This is a genomic window from Pseudonocardia sp. CA-107938 (assembly GCF_050936315.1).
Lineage (GTDB): Bacteria > Actinomycetota > Actinomycetes > Mycobacteriales > Pseudonocardiaceae > Pseudonocardia.
In genome coordinates this window covers 3,525,493-3,546,546 of record NZ_JBNJNA010000001.1, presented here as the reverse complement: position 1 = coordinate 3,546,546, position 21,054 = coordinate 3,525,493, and the positions used below count along the sequence as shown (strand labels likewise).

The following is a 21,054-nucleotide window of genomic DNA, read 5'->3' as shown; positions in this document are numbered from 1 at the left end:
ACGGAGCCGGTTCCGTCGCTTCGACATCCTTCCGATGTGACCTGCGTCACTCCGCCATTGTGGAGCGGAGCACGCGCGACAACCCCAGTGCCGCCGTCCGCACCGCCGGCCCCAGCCGGCCGGTGTCGAGCCGGTTCGCCCACCCCGTGATCGAGATGGCGGCGACGGCGTGCGGGCCACCGGCGAGGACGGGTGCGGCGACGCACGCGATGCCGACCGTGGACTCCTCGTGCTCCACGGCGAGGCCCTGCTCACGGATGCGGGCGAGCTCGTCGGCCAGCAGTCCGGGCGCGACGACGGTGCGCGGTGTGCGCCTGCGCAGCCCGGCCGCGACGACGGCCGCGAGCCGCTCCGGCGGGCCGAACGCGAGCAGCACCTTCCCCACCCCCGTGCAGTAGGCCGGCATCCGGCCGCCGACCCGGGAGCCGACGGCCGGCCCGCGGCGGGTGGTCAGCTTCTCCACGTAGACGACCTCGACGCCGTCCGGCACGGCGAGGTGGACGGTCTCGTGCGTGGCCTCGAACAGGTCGGACAGGTACGGCGCCGCGGCCTCCCGCAGGCTGCGCTGGCCCGGCGCGCGCTGCCCCAGCTCGAACAGCGCCATGCCGAGCCGCCAGCCCCCGTCGACGCGCTCGACGACCCCCCATCCCGCCAGCTCGCCGAGCAGCCGGTGCGCGGTCGGCTTGGGGACGCCGGTGCGCCGAGCCAGCTCGGCGAGCGAGAGCTCCTCGTCCCCGGCGCGGAACGCCGTGAGCAGGGTGAGCGCGCGGCCGATCACCGAGTTCGGTGGGCCGTCGGTGGTCATGGCGCCCATCGTAGGAACGCCGGTGGTCAGCCCGCCTGCGCGCGGTTGTGCGCACGCAACCGCTCGGTCAACGCCACGATGTCGGCGCGCAGCGCGGTGGCCGACTCGAGCGTGAGACCGGTGGCGGCGGCGAACTCCGACTGCGCGGCGAGCGCCTGCCCGCGCAGCGCCAGCCCGGCCTCGGTGGCGGAGATCTCGACGCTGCGCTCGTCACGGGCAGAGCGCCGGCGCGCGACGAAGCCGCGCGCCTCCAGGCGCTTGAGCAGTGGCGACAGCGTGCCGCTGTCCATGTGCAGGCGCTCGCAGAGCACCCCGACCGGCACGGGCTCGGCCCGCTCCCAGAGCACGAGCATCACGAGGTACTGGGTGTAGGTGAGGCCGGCGGCGTCGAGCATCGGGCGGTAGCAGCCGACGATCGCCCGCGCCGCGTCGTGCAGGGCGAAGCACAGCTGCGCGTCGAGCAGCGGGGCAGCTGCGGGCTCGGTGGTCATCGCCACACGATACCAGGGGTGCGCAATTAGGTTGCGTGCAATACAGTCGTGCCCAACAGAACAACGAACCGGAGGACTGAGATGGCAACGATCTACACGGCGTCGGCGACCTCGACCGGCGGCGGCCGCGACGGGCACGTCCGCTCCAGCGACGGCTTCATCGACAACGACGTGAAGATGCCGCCCGCGCTCGGCGGTCCCGGCGGCGCCACCAACCCGGAAGAGCTGTTCGCAGCGGCCTACGCCACTTGCTTCCACGGCGCACTGCGGCTCGTGGCCGGCAAGCAGAAGGTGGCCGTGCCGGCCGACGCCACCGTCGAGGTCGCCGTCGGCATCGGCCCGGACGACACCAGCTTCGCCGTCGACGCGTCGATCACCGCGACCCTGCCCGGGCTCGACCAGGCCACCGCCGACCAGCTGGTCGAGGCCGCCCACCAGGTGTGCCCGTACTCGAAGGCCACCCGGGGCAACATCGAGGTCACGCTCGTCGCCAAGGTCTGAGCCCCTAGGGTCGGGATCGTGAGCAAGTCCCATCCCGACCAGTGGACGATCGGTGCGGCCGGGCCCCGGCCCGACCCGGCCGCCCTCGCCGCGCTGCGCGAGCTCGCCACCACCCAGCTCGCGGACGCCGAGGCACCGGTCGCGGTCGTCGGCCCCGGCATCGCGCGCGTCGCGGGCGGGCGGGAGATCTGCGGGCCGGCCGTCACCGTGTGGACGAAGCCGGGCGACATCCTGCACGTCCTCAAGGCCGTCGACCTGGTCACGGCCGGCGACGTGCTCGTCGTCGACGGCGGCGGCCGGCTCGACGCGGCCGTCGTCGGCGACATCGTGGCCGGCGCGCTGGCCGGGCTCGGGTGCGCGGGGCTGGTCGTCGACGGCGCGGTGCGCGACGTCGACGGGATCGACGAGACCGGCCTCGCCACCTTCGCCCGCGGCGCCCACCCGGCCACCGGGTCGAACACCGGCCCTGGTGCGATCAACGTGGCGGTGCAGGTCGGCGGTGTCGCCGTGCGGCCGGGCGACGTGGTGCGGGCCGACTCCAGCGGGGTCGTGGTCGTGTCGCACGAGCACGTCGCGCAGGTCGTCGACGCGGCGTCGGCCGTGGCCGAACGGGAGGCGACCTGGCGGCGGCGGATCGCGGCCGGCGAGCCCCTGCCTGCTGCGACCGGCATCGACGACGTGCTGGCCAGGGTGCGCCCCTGAGCGACGTCCGGGCGGACAGTGGTAGCAAGGACCCGTGCGCCGCCGCGTCCCTGTTCTCGTGCTCGCCGGGTTCCTCGGCGCCGGCAAGACGACGCTGCTCAACCACCTGCTCACGCACAGCCGCGACACCCGCATCGGCGTCGTGGTGAACGACTTCGGCAGCGTCGGCGTCGACGCCATGCTGGTCGGGCGCGCGGTGGGCGGGGTGGTCCCGATCGGCAACGGCTGCCTGTGCTGCGCCACCGACGAGGCCGGTTTCGCGCCGCTGCTCGCGCGGCTGACCGGCCCCCGCTCCGGCATCGACGTGGTCGTCGTGGAGGCCAGCGGGATCGCCGAACCGGACCGGCTCGTCGCCCTCGTGCAGGCCGCGACCGGCCACCACGCCCTGTTCGGCGGGCTCGTCGAGGTGGTGGACACGGCCGAGTTCGAGGACGTGCGGCGGCTGCACACCGAGCTGGACCGGCACGTCGGGCTGGCCGACCTCGTGGTGCTCAACAAGTCCGACCTCGCCGGCCCGGAACGCACCGAGCGGGTGCGGCAGCTGGCACGGGCCGCCAACCAGCGCGCCCCGATCGTCGTGACGAACGAGGGCGCGGTCGACCCGCGCCTGCTCTACGAGGTGACCGAGACACCGGGCCGGCAGCTCATGCTGGCCCAGCTCGACGACCACGACCACGACCACCTGCACGACGGCTACCGCGCTGTCGCGCTCTCGGCCGACCGCCCGCTCGACCCGGCCGCGCTGGTGGCGTTCCTGCGCGACCGTGCGCCCGACGCGTACCGGGTGAAGGGGTTCGCCGACCTCGGTGACGGCCGCCCGCGGCACGTGGTGCACGCGGTCGGTCGCCAGCTGCGGCTCGAGCGGACGCCGTGGCCGCGCGGCGCGGCGCGACGCACCACCCTCGAGGTGATCGGCCGCGACCTGGACGAGCCCGCGCTCGTCGCGGGCCTGCGCGCCTGCGAGCGCGAGGACCCGGCCGCGGCGGACGATCTGGCGGTTCTCGACCCGTTCGTGGCGTAGCACCGCGACGTCGTTCGGGCGGGCCGGCTACTCCACCAGGTGCAGCCGAACGAGGTGCCCGAGGGCCGTTCGTGTCCGATGTGGCCGGTCGCGTTTGACCATGGCCCGGCCGGGGGACTTCCTCCGTGTCAGGGCGTGACCCACCGGCCACGTCCACGGACGTCCGCACGACGAGTTCGTGCGGACAGGGGCATCGAAAGGACATGTCCATGATCATCCTCGGCCTGATCCTGCTGCTGATCGGCTGGCTGACCGGACTGAGCCTGCTGTACTACATCGGCGGGATCCTGCTCGTGGTCGGCCTCGTTCTCCTGGTGCTGGGCTCCGTCGGTCGCCCCGTCGGTGGCCGAAAAGTCTGGTTCTAGCGCTGGATCCGTTCGGCCCGCAGCGCGGCCCGTCGCACCTTTCCGGTGTCGTCGCGCAGCGGCCGGTCGACCCGTTCGATCGACCGCGGCAGCTTGTAGCGCACCAGCCGTGCGGCCAGGTGCGCCAGTAGTTCGTCATCCGTGACGGGGAGCGTGGTCTGCACGATCGCGTGGACCACCTCCCCGTACTCGGGATCGGGCAACCCGATCACGCACGACGACCCCACCGCGGGGTGCTCGTCGAGGGCTGCCTCCACCTCCGCCGGGTACACGTTCGACCCACCCACCAGGATCAGGTCGGCGACCCGGTCGGCCAGGTAGAGGTAGCCCTCGACGTCGACGTGGCCCATGTCGCCGACCGACTGCCACCCGCCCGCCGCCTCCCGCGGCTGCGCCCCGAGGTAGCGGTACGGGCCGGACTCGGTCTCCGACCGGCGCATCCACACCTCCCCGACCTCGCCCGGCGGCAGTTCCCTGCCCTCGCCGTCGCGCACCGACAGCTCCCCCACCACCGGCCTTCCGACGGAACCGGGGTGCGCGAGCCACTCCTCCCCGTCGATCACCGTGACGGCCTGCGCCTCCGTCGCGCCGTACAGCTCGACGACCGTGCGCGCACCCACCCGCTCGATCCAGAACCGCTTCAGCCACTCCGGGCAGGCCGCCGCCATCGTCACCACGGTCTGCAGCGACGAGAGGTCGGCAGCGGCCAGGTCGGGCAGCTTCGCCATGCGATGCAGCATCGTGGGCACCGCGTAGAGCCAGTCGACGCGGTGCCGCGCCACCAGCTCGACGGTGCGCGCGGCGTCGAACCGCGGCATGACGACCAGGTGGCAGCCCAGGAACAGCGCCGCCGTCGCCGTCACGAGCGGGCCGTTGTGGTAGAGCGGGCCGGGCATCAGCGCCACCCCGTCGACGGGGACGCGCACCGCCAGCCCGATCGCCACGGCCTGCTCCAGCACCGGCGCCTGCGTCGAGACGATGATCTTCGGACGGCCGGTGCTGCCGCCCGACGTGGGCGCCTTCAGCGACGGCCCGACGACCGTGGGCAGTGGCCCGTCCGCCAGCGCCGGGTCGGGCCGGAACCCGAGCGGCACGGTGGTGCGGCCGGGCGCGTCCAGACCGACCACGAGTGCCGGTGCAGCGAGATCGAGGATCGCGGACAGCTCGCGGTCGGGGAGCCGCGCCGACACCGGCTGCGGCACCGCACCGAGCTTCCACGTCGCGAGCGCGGCCTCGACGAAGCCGATGCCGTTCGGCAGGCCGATGGTGACGTAGTCGCCGACCCCGACGCCGAGCTGGGCGTACGCCCTGGCCAGCCGGTTGCTGCTGGCCTCCAGCTCGGCCCTGGTGACGGTCGCGTCGGCGTCGGTGACGGCGGGCCGGTCGGGATCCGCCCGAGCCAGCCGCGCGAACGCCTCCCCCAGCGGAGTCCCCAGCTCGTCCACGAGGTCAGCGTGCCACGGTCACGCGTCGCGGGCGATCTTCTCCAGGCGCTCCCGGCGCTGCTGCCACCAGTCGCGGTCGCCGTCGGGCAGGAGCTCGGTGCCGGGCTGGTAACCGGCGGCGCCGTCGACGAGCTCGCGCACGATGTCGGCGTGCCCGGCGTGCCGCTGCACCTCGGCGACCGTGTGCACGAGGATGTGCTGCAGCGTGACCTGCCGGATCTCCGGCGGCCACCACGGCACCTCCCCGACGGCGTCGAGCGGCAGCTCCTCGATCACCGCGTCGGCGCGGGCCGTGATCTCGGCGTACAGCGCGACGATGCCGGCGCGCGTCTCGTCGGGCGCGGCCCACATGTCGGCGTCCTGCTCGCTGCCCTCCCCCACCCAGGGCAGCGACTCCGGCAACGGCCGACCGAACGCCGCGCCGAAGTGCCCCCACTCGACGGTCGCGCAGTGCTTGACCAGCCCGAGGAGGTTGGTGCCCGTCGCGACGAGCGGGCGGCGGGCGTCGTACTCGGAGATGCCGTCGAGCTTCCACAGCAGGGCCGAACGGGCCGAGCGCAGGTAGCCGTGCAGGTCCGCCTTCAGGTCGATCACGGTGTCAGGTTGCCGGAGGCTCAGAGCCGGTAGCGCGCGATCCGCTCCGGCTGGAGGACGATGCGGACGGTGTCGGCGGCCAGGAACTCGTCCAGCTCCGCCTTGTGCTTCGGGTCGTCGAGGTCCCAGTAGCGCGCGGCGAGACGGGTCATCGTCTCCCCGGCGCCGTCGGCGTGGACGGTGGCCTTCCCTTCGAGCGACACCCAGTGCTCGGTCTCGCCGACGGGTGCGGCGACGAGCACGGCGGCCCACGGATCCTCACGGAGCCGCTGGACCCGCAGGGCGCCGGTGTAACTGATCATCTCGACGGTGCCGTCGGCCAGGTGCTCGAACCAGACGGGCCGGGGCATGGGGCGGCCGCCGGGTGCCGGCGCGACGGTCAGGATCGCGTTGAGCGGGCGGGCGAGCAGGGCGCGGTCGGCGTCGGTGAGCTGGACGGTCATCGGTACTCCTCCGAAGTGGTTCGATTGACTCAGTCGATCGAACCAGATCGGGTCGCCGTTTGTTCCGCCGCCGAAAGCAGGCCGTCCGCCACGACCAGCAGATCCGGATCCGGGGCCACGGCCGGCCCGCAGGCCAGCAGCTGCAGCGCGGTGCCGTCGGCCACCACCATGAGCAGCCGCGCCAGGCGAGCGGTGTCGATCCCCTGCTCGGCCGGCGTCGCCGCGGCGTCGAGCACCGCCGACAGCACCTCGGTGAAGCGCGCGTAGCAGTGCGCGGCGAGGTCCTGGTGCGCCGGCGCGTGCAGGGCCCACATCTGCAGCTCGTACTGCGCCACCGTCAGGTCGCGCTCGGTCAGCGCCGACTCACGGAACAGTGCGAGCAGCTGCGCCACCGCATGGCGCAACCCGGACCCGGGCACCACCTGCCGTGCCTCCAGCGCCACCCGCGTGGCGTCGACCGCGTACTCGGTGACGGCCGCGAAGAGCTCCTCCTTCGAGCGGAAGCTGTAGTGCAGGCTCGCCTGCGACGCGCCCGCCTCCTCGGCGATCCGGCGGGTCGACGCAGCGGCCACGCCGTCGCGGCTGATCACGCGCACCGCCGCCTGCACCAGCTGCGTCCGACGCTCTTCGACGGGCACGTGCGCCATCGGCCCAGCCTGTCACACCGGCAGCTGCAGGAACGCGTCCAGCGCGGCCGCCGCCGTGAGCATCGCCCTCGCCCGCACCGTGAACGCGGCCCGCCGCGCCTCCAGCGCCGCGTGCAGAGCGGTCGTGTCGCCGCTGCGCCGCACGCCGTCGAGCACCGCCCGGATCTGCGGGAACGGCTGGTAGGACTGGCGGAGCAGCACCACCAGGCGGGCGTCGCGGACGGCGTCGGCGTCGTAGCGCCGGTAGCCGTCGCGGTCCCGGACCGGGTGCAGGAGACCCGCCGCCTCCCACACCCGCAGCGCCGACGCCCGGACGCGCAGCCGGTGCGCCAGCTCCCCGACCAGCAGCCCCTCCCGCGGCACGGACTCCGGGACGACCGGCGGCGCCGTGGCCACTGCCGCCAGCGCCGCGGCGGTCGCCTCCAGCGCCAGCCGCTGCGCATGCAGGTCGGCGTGCCCGGCGTCGAGCAGCGCGAGCGCCGCCGCCTGCTCCCCGGCGTGCACGGCGAGCATGACGTCGCGGGCGAGCGCGTGGCCGTACCCGGCGACGAGTGCGCGGTGCGCGAGCAGCGCGGCACGATGGCGTTCGTCCAGGATGCGGTGGCCGCCCGGGGTGCGCCCGGCCGGCGGCAGCACGCCCTCGGCGAGCAGGTCGCGCACCAGCTGGCTCGACACCCCGGCCGCACGCGCGACGTCGACCGGTCGCACCGCCCTCACCTCCGCGTTGACGTTCCAGGCCGCGCGAACTGGCCGTTTCGTCGGGAAAACTTACGCCGGTACTTCAACGATACGGTCGAACCCTGTGAACAGGGGAGCAGAACCGGCCGTCGCCACGCGCGACCTCCGGATGACGTACGGGACGAACGAGGTGCTGCACGGCCTCGATCTGGACGTGGGCCGCGGTGAGATCGTCGCGCTGCTCGGCCCCAACGGCGCCGGCAAGACCACCACCATCGAGATCCTGGAGGGTTTCCGCCGCCGCTCGGCCGGCACGGTGACCGTGCTTGGCACCGATCCCGACCACGGCGACGAGGCGTGGCGGGCCCGGCTGGGCATCGTCCTGCAGTCGTGGCGCGACCACGGCAACTGGCGGGTCCGGGAGCTGCTGGCCTACCTCGGCCGCTTCTACGGCCCCTACGGCACGCCGGCGCGGCCGCGCCCGTACGACGTGGACGACCTGCTCGCCACCGTCGGACTGACGGCGGCGGCCGAGCGCAGGATCGGCACGCTGTCGGGCGGGCAGCGGCGCCGGCTCGACGTCGCGGTCGGCCTGGTGGGCCGGCCCGACCTGCTGTTCCTCGACGAGCCGACCACGGGGTTCGACCCGCAGGCGCGTCACGAGTTCCACGAGCTGGTGCGGGCCACGGCGGCCGGCGAGGACATGTCGGTGCTGCTCACGACGCACGACCTGGCCGAGGCGGAGAAGCTGGCCGACCGCATCGTGATCCTGGCCGGTGGCGGTGTCGTCGCCGAGGGCACGGCAGCCGAGCTGGCCGCCCGCGTGGCGGGCGACGGCGAGGTGCGCTGGCGGCGCGGCGGCGTCGAGCACCGGGAACGGGTGGCCGACCCGACCGCGTTCGTGCGCGAGCTGTTCGCCGCCGAACGCCGCGACGGCGTGCGCATCACCGACCTCGACGTGCGCGTGCCCACGTTGGAGGACTCGTACCTGGCGCTGGTGGAACGGGCCGAGCAGCGGGTGGAGGTGGCAGCGTGACGCGGCTGGTGGCGGTACGAGCGGGGCTGGTGCGCGGCGGGATCGAGTTCCGGCACACGATGACCAGCGTCGGGGAGCTGCTGGGCTGGCTGTGGCTGCCGCTGGTGGCGCTGGCGGTGATGTTCGCCCTGCGCGACACCCCGGTGCCGGGCACCACGTTCTCCCTCGGCGCGCAGGCCGTGCCCGGCGTGCTGGCGATGAACTCGGTGTTCTCCGGCCTCGTCGGGCTGGCGGTCGCACTCACCATGGACCGCGAGGACGGCACGCTGCTGCGGGCCAAGGCCACGCCGAACGGGATGGTCGGCTACCTCGTGGGTGCGGTGACGGCGAAGGCGGCGCTGGTCGTGGCGACGCTGCTGCTCATGCTGGTGCCGGCCGCGTTCGTCTACGACGGGATCGAGCTGGACCGCCCGGGTGCGTGGCTCACGCTGGCCTGGGTGCTCGCGCTCGGGCTGGCCGCGCTGCTGCCGATCGGTGCGGTGCTCGGGGCGACGGTCGCGAACTCGCGGTCACTGGGCCTGGTGATGTTCGCGTTCCTCGGGCTCTCGGCCGTCTCCGGCGTGTTCTACCCGATCACGGCGCTGCCCGGCTGGCTGCAGCTCGTCGGGCAGGTGTTCCCGCTGTACTGGCTCGGCCTGGGACTGCGGTCGGCGGTGCTGCCCGATGCGCTGGCCGTGGTCGAGATCGGCGGCTCGTGGCGACCGGTCGAGACGGTCGTCGTGCTCGGGCTGTGGGCGCTCGGCGGTGCCCTGCTCGCGCCGGGACTGCTGCGCCGGACGGCGGCGCGGGAGTCCGGTTCGGCCGTGGCGGCCCGGCGCGAACAGGTGGCGCAGCGTCCGGCCGCGTAGCCGGCGGGCTGCGGACCAGCCGAGCGCGAGCAGCACCGCGCCGACGACGGCGTACTGCAGGACGGCGGCGTAGCGCTCGACGAGCGTCCATTGGCTGCCCAGCAGGTAGCCCGCGGTGACGAACACGCCGTTCCACACGAGGCTGCCGAGCGTGGTGAGCAGCACGAACGGCAGGAGCCGCATGCGCTCGACACCGGCCGGGAGCGACACGGCGCAGCGCACGAGCGGCACCATCCGGCCGAAGAACACGGCAGCCGCGCCGTGCCGGGCGAACCACGCCTCGGCCGCGTCGATGTCCGAGAGCCGGACCAGCGGCAGCCGGGCCACCAGCGCACGGGCGCGCTCGCGGCCCAGCTGCGCGCCGACGACGTAGACGGCGAGCGCGCCGACGACCGAGCCGAGCGTGGTCCAGAACAGCGCCTCGGCGAGCGTGAACACCCCGCGGCTCGCCGAGAACCCGGCGAGCAGCAGCACCAGCTCGCTGGGGATCGGCGGCACCAGGTTCTCCACCGCCACGACGAGCGCGGCGCCCGGCCCGCCCAGCGCCGTCATCACGGCGACCGCCCAGTCCCCCACCGCGTCGAACACGCCGTCGACGCTACGGAGGCCGACCCGGCGACACCTCGCAGGAAACCCTGAGATCACTCAGGGACATCCCGTTCTACGACGTTGGGAGGAAGGTGGCGCGGCATTCGCCTGGACCACACCGCGATGCCGTGCGCAGGCCACCCGTCCGGACGAAGGTCGACCCATGCAGGACATGTCGCGGCGCAGCTTCCTGGGCTGGACGGCTGTGCTGGCCGGGACCGGTGCCGCCGGTTGCAGCACCGGGGTGGTGCCGAGCGCGGTGCGCCGCGCCGAGCCGTTCACGCTCGGCGTGGCGTCCGGCGACCCGGCCGCCGACTCCGTCGTGCTGTGGACGCGGCTCGCCCCCGACCCGTTCGCCGCCGACGGGCGCGGCGGCATGCCCGCCGAGCCCGTCCCCGTCGAGTGGGAGGTGGCCGAGGACGAGGGCATGAGCCGCACGGTCGCGCGGGGCGAGGTGCTGGCCACCGCGGACCTCGGGCACTCGGTGCACCCCGAGGTGGGCGGCCTGCAACCCGACCGCGAGTACTTCTACCGCTTCCGCGTCCCGGGCCGCGGCGGCGCGCTCTCGCCGGTAGGACGCACTCGCACCACCCCGCGCCCGGAGGACGATCCGACGACGCTCGCGTTCGCGTTCGCGTCGTGCCAGAACTGGGGCGACGGCTTCTACACCGCCTACGAGCACATGGCGCAGGAGGACCTCGACCTCGTCGTCTTCCTCGGCGACTTCATCTACGAGGGCCGGATCGGCGCCACGAAGCGCGGCCAGGCCCCACCCGCGCAGGTGGCGCCCGAACCGATGGACCTCACCGGCTACCGCCTGCGCCACGCGCTGTACGGGTCGGAGGCGCTGCTGCAGACCGCGCGCGCCCGCTTCCCGTGGATCGCCGTGTTCGACGACCACGAGGTGGAGAACAACTGGGCCGGCGACGTCTCGCAGGTCGACGACGAACCCGACCAGGACCCGGCGGTGTTCCGGCAGCGCCGTGCCGCCGCATTCCAGGCGTACTACGAGCACCTGCCGCTGCGGGCCGCGCAGCTACCGGTCGGCGCGGCCATGCAGCTGCACCGGCGGCTGCCCTACGGGCGGCTGGCCGACTTCACGATGCTCGACACCCGCCAGTTCCGCGACGACCAGGCGTGCGGCGACACCACCCTCGTCGGCTGCGACGTTCGGTTCGCCCCCGAGCGCACGATCTTGGGTGCCGCGCAGCGGGACTGGCTGCTCGCCGGGTTCAGCTCGTCCACGGCGCGGTGGCAGATCATCGGCAACCAGGCGCCGATGGGCCAGACCGACAACGACCCCGGCCCGGCGGTGAAGGTCGACACCGACCCGTGGGACGGCTACGTCGCCGACCGCAACCGCGTGCTCGCCGCCGCCGCGGACCGGCACGTGCGCAACCTGGTGGTGATCACCGGCGACCGGCACCAGAACTACGCCGGCGACCTGCTGCGATCCTGGGAGGAGCCCGGGGCGCCCGTCGTCGGCGCGGAGTTCGTCGGCACGTCCATCGCGAGCAAGGGCGACGGCGCCGACCTCACCGCCGACTCCCGCACCAAGCGCGACGCCACCCCGACCCTCAAGTTCGTCAACGACCAGCGCGGCTACGTGCGCGTCGACGTCACCCCGCAGCGGCTCACCAGCTCGTTCCGGGTGCTGCCGTACGTGGAGCGACCCGGTGCACCCGTCTCGACGCGTGCGGTGTGGTCGGTGGAGGACGGACGGCCCGGCGTCGTCGAGGGTTAGATCGCCGGGTGCCCGACCGCGACCATGACCAGCGGGTCGTGGCCCTCCGGCAGCAGCGCGGGGTGGACGCGGTGCACGAGGTCGTCGTCGAAGGCGGCGACGAGCACGGCACCGAGCCCGGTGGCCGCAGCCTGCAGCGCCACGTTCTGCGCCGCGGCGCCGGCCTCCAGCCAGACGTAGCGGGCGCCGCGTTCCCACGCCGGCGGCTCGGTGGCGAAGGCGGCGCACGCGGCCTCCAGGTCGGCGCTCAGTACGAGCACCGCGGCCGCGCCGGCGAGCCAGTCGCGGGCGTCGACCGTGCAGGCGGCCAGCGCCGGACCGAACCCGCCTGCGGCGACCATCGTCGACCTTCCGGCATCGGGCTCCCAGCGCCACAGACCGGGCGCGGTGCCGCCGACGTTGCGCACCACGCTCGTGACGGCGAGCGGCCACCGCTCGCCCGCCGACGGGGTGGTGCGGTGCCCGTCGCCCGTGTCGCCCTGCGCGGCCCACGCCAGTGCGGTCAGCTCGGCCGGGTCGACCGGCGCGTCGAGGAACGTCCGCACCGACCGGCGGGCCGACAGCACCTCCGCGACACCGGAACCGATCGGGGTGGTGGTGGCCGTCATGGGTCCACGGTGGCAGGAGCCGCCGGCGGCTGCGCAGGCGGGGTCCACGTCCGCCGTGCGGTAGACAGAGCGGATGGCTGTGCGCCCCGCCCAGGAGCGGCTGTTCCGGCTCGCCGTCGCGATCAAGGGCATCGACGGGTTCGTCGAGCTGGTCGCCGCGATCGTGCTGCTCGCCGTGCCGGCCGCGTTCGTGCGGGAGCTCGTCGACGGCGTGCTGGCGCGCGACCTCCTCGGCCCGCCGGACGGCTCGCTCGCCCGCCACTTCGTCGCGGGCACCGCCGAGTTCGCCTCGGGCAACCGCACCTTCGCCGTCGTCTACCTGGGCCTGCACGGCGTGCTCAAGATCGCGATGGTGGCGGCCCTGCTGCGGAAGTGGGTGCGCGCGTACCCGGTGGTCATCGGCGTGCTCGTGCTGTTCGTGGCCTACGAGCTGTACCGCGCGTTCCACACCGGCTCGATCGTGCTGCCGATCCTCGCCGCGATCGACCTGGCGATCATCGTGCTCGTCTACCGCGAGTACCGCGCGCTGCGCGGATGATCGGCGGGCGATCGGCTCAGGGACGCGCAGTACGAACGTCGCCGATCAGATCGACTCGGCCGGTTCCGCGGCGCCGGCGGATATCGTGATCAAGGGCAGAACGTTGTTCCGCAAGATCGAACTACGACGTTTTGCCCTTGATCAACACGCGAACCCGACCGCCGACCCGGCGCTGCCGACTCCAGCCGGTGATCGGCCGACCACGGACCGGGTGGGACAATCCCCGGCATGCCCCGCACCGGCTCCCCCGGCACCGCCCTCATCGTGCTGCGCGGCAACTCCGGCGCCGGGAAGACCACGGTGGCCCGGTTCGTGCGCGAGGCGTACGGGCGCGGCTGCGCGCTCGTCGAGCAGGACTACCTGCGGCGCGTCGTGCTGCGCGAGCGCGACGTGCCGGGCGCGGTCACGCCGGCGCTGATCGCGCAGACCGCCCGCTTCGCCCTCGACGCCGGCTACCACGTGATCTGCGAGGGCATCATGGCGTCGGGCCGGTACGGGCCGGTGCTGGAGGAGCTCGTGGCCGACCACCGCGGCCGTAGCAGCGTCTTCTACCTCGACGTCTCCTTCGCCGAGTCGGTGCGCCGGCACAGCACCCGTCGGGTCTCCTACACCGTCGAGGACATGCGCGGCTGGTACCGCCACCAGGATCTGCTCGGCCTGCCCGGCGAGGTCGTCGTGCCGGAGCACTCGACGCTCACCCAGACCGTCGAGCTGGTCGCCGCGCGGCTCCCGGCACGCCTGTAGCGCTACGCCAGCAGGTCCAGGTCGCGCGGCACGATCGATGCAGAGCGCAGCAGCTCGACGATCAGGTCGTGGTCGGGCCCGGTGCCGGCACCCGAGCGTGGCCTCCGCTCGCGGACACCGGCCACGGCCCGGGCCGCCTCCTCCGCCGTCCAGCCCTCGCCGGGCTGCAGCTCGTCGAGCTCGGCGGCGACGGTGTCCCAGGTCAACGGCTGCGGGAACGCCTCGTGCCGCAGGTAGCGCTGTCCCAACACCACCAGCACGAGGTGCTCGCGCGGGCTCAGCTGCCAGCGCTCAGGACGGGCGGTGTCCTGTCCGCCGACCCGCGTCTCCAGCAGGTGCTGGCGGCCGGGCGCGGTGCGGATGAAGATCGGCGTGTACGCGGTGGGCAGCGGCCGGCTCTCGCCGGTGAGCACCAGCTGCGACCCCGGCAGCCGCAACGGGCGCCTGCCCAGGTTGTGCAGCAGCCACCGGTCGCCGTCGTGGCTGAAGGCGCCGTGGCGGCGGCTGACGCCGAGGTCGTCCGGGCCTACGCAGACGTGCACGTCGGGCTCGTTGCGCCCGAACAGGACCGTCGTCCCCGAGGTCGGCGCCACCCGGATGCCGCCGAACCGGCCGAGCGCGAACAGCGTGCCCACCGGCGCCGGCGGCAGCTCACGGGCCAGGCTGGCGGTGCCGAGGGGCAGGAGCTGGACGGGCGGGTCCGGGCTGCTGATCTCGCTCATGGCACGTCCCGTCCGTTCCGCCGCTGCTGACGGTCGTTCTACCGCCGCCCGGCCGGGACCCTTCCCCGATCGCAGCTGCTACAGCGTCGCCGGGCCCTCCTGCGGCACCAGCCCGATCTGGCGGGCCACCTCGTCCAGCACGTGCTGGACGGCGACGGTGTCGGCGAGCGGCATCACCGTGCTCTCGGCGCGCCCGGCCGCCACGCCCTCGGTGACCTCGATCAGCTCGTGGAAGTACCCGCCGCCCGTCGCCGGCGCGTCGATCGTCTCCGGTTCGGCGTCGGCGCGGTTCAGGACGATGCGGGACGGGTGGTGGAACCGCGGCGGCACGTCGATCCAGCCGCGGGTGCCGAACACGCGGGCCTGCCCGGGCAGCCCGGCCCGGATCGAGGCGTGCAGGACGGCGCTGCGCCCGTCGGCGTAGCCGAGGAGGACCGACTCCTCCAGATCCACCCCGGACGGCGCCAGCAGCCCGGTCGCGGTGATCGTGTCCGGGGCGCCGAGCACCATCTGCGCGAACGAGATCGGGTAGACGCCGACGTCGTAGAGGGCGCCGCCGCCCAGCACCGGGTTGTGGTAGCGGTCGAGCGGGTCGGTGGGAGCGGAGATGCCGAGGTCGGCCTGCACGGCGGTGACCTCGCCGATCGCACCGTCCGCGATCAGCTCCCGCATGCGCACGATCGCCGGCTGGAAGCGCGTCCACATCGCCTCCATGACGAACACGCCGGCCTTGCCGGCGGCGTCGACGATCTCCTGGGTGGCCTCCGTGCTCACCGTGAACGCCTTCTCGACCAGCAGCGCCTTGCCGGCGGCCAGCCCGGCCAGCGCCGCCGCCCGGTGCTGCGGGTGCGGGGTGGCGATGTAGAGCACGTCCACGTCCGGGTCGGCGATGATCTCCTCGTACGAGCCGTACGCGCGGGCGGCGCCGTGCTCGGCGGCGAACGCCTCCGCCCGCTCCTTCGACGTCCGCGACGCGACGGCGGCCAGCTCGGCCCCCGGTACGAGCGGGAGGTCACCGACGACCTTGCCCGCGATCCGTCCTGGCCCGATCACTCCCCAGCGCACCGTCACACCGGTCATTCAAGACCACGGCAACGGAAGTGCGCTTCGCCACTCCCGTCCGCCATCGGATCCGGACGGTTCCGCGGTTACCGTCGGTAGATGACGTCCACGCAGCGCCCGCAGGGCTTCGCCGAGATGCCGCGGACGTGGCGGCGCAGCGGTCCGGCCGAGTACCCGGAGATGATCGAGGCCCTGCGGACGCTCGAGGACCGGGTGGCCGAGGCGGCGCCGCCGGAAGAGCTGATCCGGGAGGTCCGCGCCGAGCTGGAGGCGCTGTCCGCGCGGCTCGCCGAGCACGCGGTGCCGGAGTCGGACCGGCTCGCCGGTTCGGTGTTCACGCTGCCGGGTCGCGCCCAGACCCTCGTGCCGGTCGTCCACATCGACGAGCTGGTGGCGGAGCCGCTGCCGGTGCTGCGCGGCCGGGTCACGTTCCGCCCGCACCAGCTCGGTGGCAACGGCGCGGTGCACGGTGGCGTGATCCCGCTGGTCTTCGACGACGTGCTCGGGGTGGTCGCGCACGCCGAAGGCCGGCTCATCGCGCGGACCGCGTACCTGCACACCGAGTACCGCGCGATCGCGCCGGTGGGCAAGGAGCTGCAGGTACGCGCCTGGATCGAGCGCGAGGAGGGGCGCAAGCGCTTCTGCGCCGGCTCGCTGCACGACGGCGACACGCTGTGCGCGGAGATCACCGGCCTGTTCGTGCAGCTGCGGCCTGGACAGCCCTAGAACCGTTCATGATCTGAACGATTGCCGGGGTGTAGCGTCACTCCGGTGAACGAGAGACCCGGCCGTCCCACCGGAGCGGCGTTCCTGCTGGCCCAGGTCGGCGCGCTGGGCGATCGCCTCTTCGCCGAGCGGATCGCGCCGCTCGGCCTCAGCTCCTCGCAGAGCGGGCTGCTGCGCGCCATCGCCGGCGAGCCCGGCCGCAGCCAGAACGAGCTCGCCGCCGAGCTGGGGGTGCGGCCCAGCCGGCTCGTCGTGCTCGTCGACGAGCTGGAGGACGCCGGGCTCGTCCAGCGCGACCGGGACCCCGACGACCGCCGCCGGCACGTCCTGCAGCTCACGCCGCGCGGCCGGGCCACCTGGTTCCGCCTCGTCGGCTCGGCCGCCGAGCACGAGGCGACGCTCTGCGCGGCCCTCACCGTCGACGAGCGGCACGAGCTCGCCGAGCTGCTGCGCCGCATCGCCGAGGACCACGGCCTCCCGCCACCACCGCCACGCTCCTGAGGCGACGTCAGGAGGCGGGGACGAGCGCGGCGCGCGGGGTGCGCTGCGCCGGGATCAGCACCGTCGGCGTCCGGCGGACGAACGTGGCGAGCCCCGGCAGGGCCGACACCAGACACAGCACCCCGTAGCCCACCGCGGTGGCGAACCCGGCCGCCGCACCCAGCCCCAGCGCCCCGAACGCGACCGCGGTGATCGCCTCCCGCGGCCCGAACCCGCCGACGTTCACCGGCAGCCCCATGACCAGCAGCGCCAACAGCATCGGCGGCAGCAGGTCGGCGACCGGCGCGGTGACCCCGGCCGCCCGCGCGGCCAGCACGAACGTCGCGAGGTAGCCGACCAGCGCGACCGCGGACAGCACCACCACGCCCGGCCAGACCCGCATCGTCGCCATCCGGCGCAGGTCCGTGACGAGCGGGGCGAGCCGGTGCCGGAACACGATCCCGACGCCGACGAGCACCGCGGCCGCGACCGCGAGAGCGGGAACGACCCACTCCGACACGGCGGACGGCAGCACCGCGTCCGCCAGCACCGGCAGCAGCCGCGGCTGCGCGACCAGCACCCCCACCGCAGCCAGCACGAGCACCACCTGCCCGGCCATCCGCTCCAGCATCACCGCCCGCAGCCCGCCGCCGACGTCGCCCGCGCGCCGGCCGTGCGAGACGGCCCGGTGCAGGTCGCCCAGCATCCCGGCGGGCAGGACCGCGTTGCCGAGCTGCGCCCGGTAGTACTCGACGACGGCCTGCGGCAGCGACAGCCGCAGCCCGGCCGACCGGGCGATCAGCCACCAGCGGGCGGCGCTCGCCGCCGTCGAGACGAAGCCGATGGCGAGCGCGGCGGCCAGCACCGGCGCGTCGAGCGAGCGGAGCGCGGTCAGGACGTCGCCGGCGCCGAGGCGCAGCGCGAGCGCCACCAGCACGGCGACGGCCGCGGCGGCGGGGAGCAGACGGATCGAGGAGCGGATCACAGTGGCTACACGCATACCGGAGCGCCGCGGTTCACCGGTCGTGGACCCCGAGCCTTGCGGCACCCGGCAGAGCGTTGCCGAGAGCCCCGCGTCGGCCCCGGCTCCGCAGCAGGTCAGAGCCCCGCCCGAACGCCAGAAAGGCCACCTCCAGGACGGAATCCGTCGTGGAGGTGGCCTTGCTGGCATCCGCGGCCGGGCGCCGTGCGGCCTGCTCGGCGCGGTGAGCTGTTGCGCCGAACGGGTCGTTGCTCAGTTGGTCGGGCCGCCCGCGGCGTAGATCACCTGGCCGGAGACGAAGCCGGCGCCGTCGCTCACGAGGAAGCTGACGAGGTTCGCGATGTCCTCCGGCTGCCCCACGCGCTGGACCGGGATGGCCTTCGCCGCGCCCGCGACGAAGTCCTCGAACGGGACGCCGACGCGCTCGGCAGTCGCCTTGGTCATCTCGGTCTGGATGAAGCCGGGCGCGATCGCGTTGGCGGTGACGCCGAACTTGCCGAGCTCGATGGCGAGCGTCTTGGTGAAGCCCTGCAGGCCGGCCTTGGCGGCGGAGTAGTTGACCTGGCCGCGGTTGCCCAGCGCCGACGTCGACGACAGGTTCACGATGCGCCCGAACTTCTGCTCGATCATGTACTTCTGCGCGGCGCGGGACATGAGGAACGCGCCCCGCAGGTGCACGTTCATCACGGTGTCCCAGTCCTGCACGTCCATCTTGAACAGCAGGTTGTCGCGGGTCACCCCGGCGTTGTTGACGAGCACGACCGGCGGGCCGAGCTCGCTCGCGACGGCGTCGACGGCGGCCGTGACCGCGGCCTCGTCGGCGACGTCGGCGGACAGGCCGACCGCCGTCCCGCCGGCCTCCACGATCTCGGCGGCGACCGCCTTGGCGCCGCCCTCGTCGAGGTCGAGCACACCGACGGCGAACCCGTCGGCGGCCAGCCGCTTCGCCGTGGCGGCACCGATGCCGCGGGCCCCACCCGTCACGATCGCGACGCGTCCTGATGCAGTCATGCGCTACTCCCTGGTGTACCGAGCCGAGGGCGCGCGTCGAGCCGCAGCGCCCGGTCCGCCGCCGATACTGCACGGTGACCGGCTGGCACTGCGTGCCGCTGCGAGCACCGTCACCCTCTTTCAGCGCCCTACCACCGGCAGCAGCACCCGCGAGCGGCCGTGCTCGATCCGCCGGTGTGACGGGACGAGCGTCGTGGCGGCGTCGGCGGGCTCGGCGGTGCCGAGGTTGCGCGCGTAGCGGGTGTGGGCGCCGCCCGCGACCAGCACCTGGATCCGGTGGCCCGCCGCGAACCGGTGGGCACACGCGTCGAGCCGCAGCACCAGGTCCGCCTCGTGCTCGCCCGGTACGAGCCGCCGGAACGCGTCGGACACGTTGATCGCGCGCCCGTCCGGCGCGACGTCGCAGATCCGCACGAACACGTCGCAGTGCGGGTTGTCGCTGCGGTGCGCCAGCTCCACAACGGGGGTGCCGCCGATCTCCAGCGGCTCGGTCAGCGGGGCGCTGGTGAACGCCAGCACGTCGGCACGGGCGGCGAGCACCCGGTTGTCGCGCACGCCGCTCACCCCCGGCGCGAGCAGCCGCCCGCCGATGCTGGGGGTGGGATCGGCGGGGTCGTAGGTGAACTCCGACGCCGGCTCGTCCGTACCCGGCGGCTCCGCGGCGAGCCCACCGTGCGGATGCAGGTACAGCACGTCGTCGGTGTGCGGCGGCGGCCAGTCCGCGAGGCCGCGCCAGCCACCGCCCTCGCCGGTGACGAACGCGCGCACCCGCGCGGGGCGATCGCCCGTCCGCCCCTCGGACAGGTGCCGGTCGAGCCAGGCGACCTGCTCGGGCAGGACGGTGCGGGAGCCCTTGGTGAAGACCTCCGTGTGCGTCCACGGCCCGACGGTCAGCGCGACGTCGACGTCCCGGCCGCGCAGGTGCGTGTACTGCTCGAGGGTCTGGTCGAGGAACAGGTCCATCCAGCCGGCGATCAGCAGCACCGGAACCTGCACGTTGTCCAGCGCCGCGCCGACCTTCAGCCGCGTCCAGAACGGGTCGTCGCCCTGCGGACGGCGGAGCCACTCCCGGTACCACGGCGCCTTGCCGAGCAGCAGCCGCTCCCCCGCGGCCAGCAGCGGCGCGCCGTTCATGCCGGGCGCGAGCCGGCGCGCGGTCGTGAGCTGGCGGTAGGCACCGCGCAGCCGTCCCGGGTCCTCCTGGTGGACCATCATCTCGCTCCACCCGAAGAAGTCGTCGAGCGAGAACGCGCCGGTCCCCCACGCGGAACGGTGCATGTCGTGCGGACCGACGACCACGATCGCCGTGCGCAGCTCCGGCGGCGGGTCCATGAGCAGCGCCCACTGCACGAACCCCAGGTAGGAGCCACCGACGGTGGCCAGCCGGCCGTCGAACCACGGCTGGGCGCGCAGCCACGCGACGGTGTCGTGGCCGTCGTCGATCTCGTGCTGCATCGGGTCGAACGACGCGCCGGAGCCGAACGTGCCCCGGCAGCTCTGCAGGAGCACGTGGTAGCCCTGGTCGGCGAAGACCCGGCCCATCATGATCGAGCCGATCCCGGTGCGCCCGTACGGGCTGCGGATCAGCACCGTGCCGCGCGCGGTGGCTCCGTACGGGGCGTAGTGGTCGGCGACGAGCTCGACGCCGTCGCGCATCGGCACCCGCACCCCGCGCGTCACCACGTAGTCGCCGGCCGAGCGCGGCAACCCGGTGGCGGCCGCCACCGCCCGGTCGAGCAGGCGCATGCCGAACGATCGCGGCTCGGCGGTGGGAGCGGGCACGGGACCTCCTGGCGTCGCGGGTGATCACCACCCTAACCGCGCGCCGACGCCCGCGAGGTCACACAGCGGCGCTACCAGCGCGGCTGCCAGGACGCCGCCGGGATCGCCTTCAGCCTGCGCACCGGCGCCAGGTCCGTCACGAGCGGCTCCTGGACCGCCGAGGTGAGCGGGCTGCGCGTCTGCGCCGGCACCTGCGGCACCAACCGCGGCCCCGGCAGACCCCCCTCCGCGATGCGCTGCGCCTCGCAGGCGATCCGGTACGGCACGCACGGCCACTCGTGCTCCGGACCGGCCTCGTTCCGACATTCCCGGCAACGACCTCGCGCATCGGGCGCGTGCTCGTCGAGGAACCTCCGGCGAAGCTCCGGCATCCCGGCGAGGATCGTGGCCATGTTCATGCGGTACCTGCCCCTTCGTGGCCTTGGCGAGCACCGTCGAGCACGGCCGACGGGCGCCGGGACCCGGACACGGCCGGGCCCACGACGCCGGCG

Annotated in this window: 25 protein-coding genes and 1 pseudogene; 11 read left to right on the top strand and 15 right to left on the bottom strand. The window is 74.2% G+C overall.

What is annotated here, in order from left to right; all coding sequences use genetic code 11:
• Positions 1–46: 46 nt before the first annotated feature.
• Together ACQEVB_RS17715 and ACQEVB_RS17710 are read right to left on the bottom strand one after the other, a co-directional pair.
• On the bottom strand, positions 47–805 hold the full coding sequence (locus ACQEVB_RS17715) for an IclR family transcriptional regulator (protein ID WP_432972283.1): 759 nt from the start codon (positions 803–805) through the stop codon (positions 47–49).
• Positions 806–831: 26 nt separating this feature from the next.
• A complete protein-coding gene (locus ACQEVB_RS17710) occupies positions 832–1,296 on the bottom strand; it encodes a MarR family winged helix-turn-helix transcriptional regulator (RefSeq protein WP_432972281.1) in 465 nt (154 codons plus the stop codon).
• An 81-nt stretch (positions 1,297–1,377) separates the two neighbouring features.
• On the opposite strand from ACQEVB_RS17710, the gene ACQEVB_RS17705 reads away from it, so the two are divergent.
• From ACQEVB_RS17705 to ACQEVB_RS17690, 4 genes are all read left to right on the top strand, one after another.
• The gene (locus ACQEVB_RS17705) at positions 1,378–1,797 is read left to right on the top strand and encodes an organic hydroperoxide resistance protein (RefSeq protein ID WP_432972278.1); all 420 of its coding nucleotides are present in this window, start codon (positions 1,378–1,380) and stop codon (positions 1,795–1,797) included.
• A gap of 18 nt (positions 1,798–1,815) precedes the next feature.
• Entirely contained in the window at positions 1,816–2,499 is a 684-nt protein-coding gene (locus tag ACQEVB_RS17700) for an RraA family protein (protein ID WP_432972275.1), read from the top strand.
• 34 nt (positions 2,500–2,533) lie between these two features.
• Positions 2,534–3,520: a CobW family GTP-binding protein gene (locus tag ACQEVB_RS17695; RefSeq protein WP_432972272.1), complete on the top strand. Its 987-nt coding sequence runs from the start codon at positions 2,534–2,536 to the stop codon at positions 3,518–3,520.
• A 209-nt stretch (positions 3,521–3,729) separates the two neighbouring features.
• Complete coding sequence (locus ACQEVB_RS17690) at positions 3,730–3,885, top strand: hypothetical protein (protein ID WP_432972269.1); 156 nt, start codon at positions 3,730–3,732, stop codon at positions 3,883–3,885.
• On the opposite strand, the gene ACQEVB_RS17685 is transcribed toward ACQEVB_RS17690, so the two are convergent.
• Genes ACQEVB_RS17685 through ACQEVB_RS17665 form a run of 5 tightly spaced genes read right to left on the bottom strand, consistent with a single transcriptional unit; the run spans position 3,882 to position 7,722 of the window.
• Complete coding sequence (locus ACQEVB_RS17685; RefSeq protein ID WP_432972266.1) at positions 3,882–5,330, bottom strand: AMP-binding protein; 1,449 nt, start codon at positions 5,328–5,330, stop codon at positions 3,882–3,884. The two genes, ACQEVB_RS17690 and ACQEVB_RS17685, sit on opposite strands and share 4 nt — an antisense overlap.
• Before the next feature lie 18 nt (positions 5,331–5,348).
• On the bottom strand, positions 5,349–5,921 hold the full coding sequence (locus ACQEVB_RS17680; protein WP_432980423.1) for a DinB family protein: 573 nt from the start codon (positions 5,919–5,921) through the stop codon (positions 5,349–5,351).
• A 23-nt stretch (positions 5,922–5,944) separates the two neighbouring features.
• Positions 5,945–6,367 carry a pyridoxamine 5'-phosphate oxidase family protein gene (locus ACQEVB_RS17675; RefSeq protein ID WP_432972263.1) on the bottom strand — a complete coding sequence of 141 codons (423 nt, stop codon included), beginning with the start codon at positions 6,365–6,367 and terminating at the stop codon, positions 5,945–5,947.
• A 29-nt stretch (positions 6,368–6,396) separates the two neighbouring features.
• On the bottom strand, positions 6,397–7,014 hold the full coding sequence (locus ACQEVB_RS17670) for a TetR/AcrR family transcriptional regulator (protein WP_432972260.1): 618 nt from the start codon (positions 7,012–7,014) through the stop codon (positions 6,397–6,399).
• A 12-nt stretch (positions 7,015–7,026) separates the two neighbouring features.
• Entirely contained in the window at positions 7,027–7,722 is a 696-nt protein-coding gene (locus ACQEVB_RS17665; RefSeq protein ID WP_432972257.1) for a MerR family transcriptional regulator, read from the bottom strand.
• Between the two features lie 139 nt (positions 7,723–7,861).
• On the opposite strand from ACQEVB_RS17665, the gene ACQEVB_RS17660 reads away from it, so the two are divergent.
• Together ACQEVB_RS17660 and ACQEVB_RS17655 are read left to right on the top strand one after the other, a co-directional pair.
• Positions 7,862–8,728 (top strand): ABC transporter ATP-binding protein, encoded by an 867-nt coding sequence (locus tag ACQEVB_RS17660; RefSeq protein WP_432972254.1) that lies wholly within the window; start codon positions 7,862–7,864, stop codon positions 8,726–8,728.
• Positions 8,725–9,576, top strand: coding sequence for an ABC transporter permease (locus tag ACQEVB_RS17655; RefSeq protein ID WP_432972251.1), 852 nt, complete (start codon positions 8,725–8,727; stop codon positions 9,574–9,576). The genes ACQEVB_RS17660 and ACQEVB_RS17655 overlap by 4 nt, the downstream gene beginning before the upstream one ends.
• Here the strand turns inward: ACQEVB_RS17655 and ACQEVB_RS17650 are convergent.
• Positions 9,565–10,164: pseudogene (locus ACQEVB_RS17650) on the bottom strand (DedA family protein); the annotation flags it as partial. The gene ACQEVB_RS17655 and the pseudogene ACQEVB_RS17650 sit on opposite strands and share 12 nt — an antisense overlap.
• 163 nt (positions 10,165–10,327) lie before the next feature.
• Between ACQEVB_RS17650 and ACQEVB_RS17645 the strand changes: the two are divergent.
• Entirely contained in the window at positions 10,328–11,908 is a 1,581-nt protein-coding gene (locus ACQEVB_RS17645; protein WP_432972248.1) for an alkaline phosphatase D family protein, read from the top strand.
• Here the strand turns inward: ACQEVB_RS17645 and ACQEVB_RS17640 are convergent.
• A complete protein-coding gene (locus tag ACQEVB_RS17640) occupies positions 11,905–12,516 on the bottom strand; it encodes a SagB/ThcOx family dehydrogenase (protein ID WP_432972245.1) in 612 nt (203 codons plus the stop codon). The two genes, ACQEVB_RS17645 and ACQEVB_RS17640, sit on opposite strands and share 4 nt — an antisense overlap.
• A 73-nt stretch (positions 12,517–12,589) precedes the next feature.
• Between ACQEVB_RS17640 and ACQEVB_RS17635 the strand changes: the two genes are divergently transcribed.
• Positions 12,590–13,054 carry a DUF2127 domain-containing protein gene (locus ACQEVB_RS17635; RefSeq protein WP_432972242.1) on the top strand — a complete coding sequence of 155 codons (465 nt, stop codon included), beginning with the start codon at positions 12,590–12,592 and terminating at the stop codon, positions 13,052–13,054.
• Positions 13,055–13,282: 228 nt separating this feature from the next.
• The gene (locus tag ACQEVB_RS17630; protein WP_432972239.1) at positions 13,283–13,798 is read left to right on the top strand and encodes a kinase; all 516 of its coding nucleotides are present in this window, start codon (positions 13,283–13,285) and stop codon (positions 13,796–13,798) included.
• Positions 13,799–13,800: 2 nt separating this feature from the next.
• On the opposite strand, the gene ACQEVB_RS17625 is transcribed toward ACQEVB_RS17630, so the two are convergent.
• Both ACQEVB_RS17625 and ACQEVB_RS17620 read right to left on the bottom strand, forming a co-directional pair.
• Positions 13,801–14,520, bottom strand: a complete 720-nt coding sequence (locus tag ACQEVB_RS17625; protein ID WP_432972236.1) for an FHA domain-containing protein — start codon at positions 14,518–14,520, stop codon at positions 13,801–13,803.
• 78 nt (positions 14,521–14,598) lie between these two features.
• A complete protein-coding gene (locus tag ACQEVB_RS17620) occupies positions 14,599–15,600 on the bottom strand; it encodes a Gfo/Idh/MocA family protein (protein ID WP_432972233.1) in 1,002 nt (333 codons plus the stop codon).
• An 81-nt stretch (positions 15,601–15,681) separates the two neighbouring features.
• Between ACQEVB_RS17620 and ACQEVB_RS17615 the strand changes: the two genes are divergently transcribed.
• Together ACQEVB_RS17615 and ACQEVB_RS17610 are read left to right on the top strand one after the other, a co-directional pair.
• Positions 15,682–16,308, top strand: coding sequence for a PaaI family thioesterase (locus tag ACQEVB_RS17615; RefSeq protein ID WP_432972230.1), 627 nt, complete (start codon positions 15,682–15,684; stop codon positions 16,306–16,308).
• A gap of 45 nt (positions 16,309–16,353) precedes the next feature.
• A complete protein-coding gene (locus tag ACQEVB_RS17610) occupies positions 16,354–16,809 on the top strand; it encodes a MarR family winged helix-turn-helix transcriptional regulator (protein ID WP_432972227.1) in 456 nt (151 codons plus the stop codon).
• A 7-nt stretch (positions 16,810–16,816) separates the two neighbouring features.
• Here the strand turns inward: ACQEVB_RS17610 and ACQEVB_RS17605 are convergent, their stop codons facing one another.
• The 4 genes from ACQEVB_RS17605 to ACQEVB_RS17590 form a co-directional block, all read right to left on the bottom strand.
• Complete coding sequence (locus ACQEVB_RS17605; RefSeq protein ID WP_432972224.1) at positions 16,817–17,773, bottom strand: lysylphosphatidylglycerol synthase transmembrane domain-containing protein; 957 nt, start codon at positions 17,771–17,773, stop codon at positions 16,817–16,819.
• A gap of 249 nt (positions 17,774–18,022) precedes the next feature.
• Positions 18,023–18,781 carry a 3-oxoacyl-ACP reductase FabG gene (gene fabG / locus ACQEVB_RS17600; protein ID WP_432972221.1) on the bottom strand — a complete coding sequence of 253 codons (759 nt, stop codon included), beginning with the start codon at positions 18,779–18,781 and terminating at the stop codon, positions 18,023–18,025.
• A gap of 120 nt (positions 18,782–18,901) precedes the next feature.
• Positions 18,902–20,563: a CocE/NonD family hydrolase gene (locus tag ACQEVB_RS17595; RefSeq protein ID WP_432972218.1), complete on the bottom strand. Its 1,662-nt coding sequence runs from the start codon at positions 20,561–20,563 to the stop codon at positions 18,902–18,904.
• Positions 20,564–20,634: 71 nt separating this feature from the next.
• Positions 20,635–20,955, bottom strand: coding sequence for a hypothetical protein (locus tag ACQEVB_RS17590; protein WP_432972215.1), 321 nt, complete (start codon positions 20,953–20,955; stop codon positions 20,635–20,637).
• Positions 20,956–21,054 lie beyond the last annotated feature (99 nt).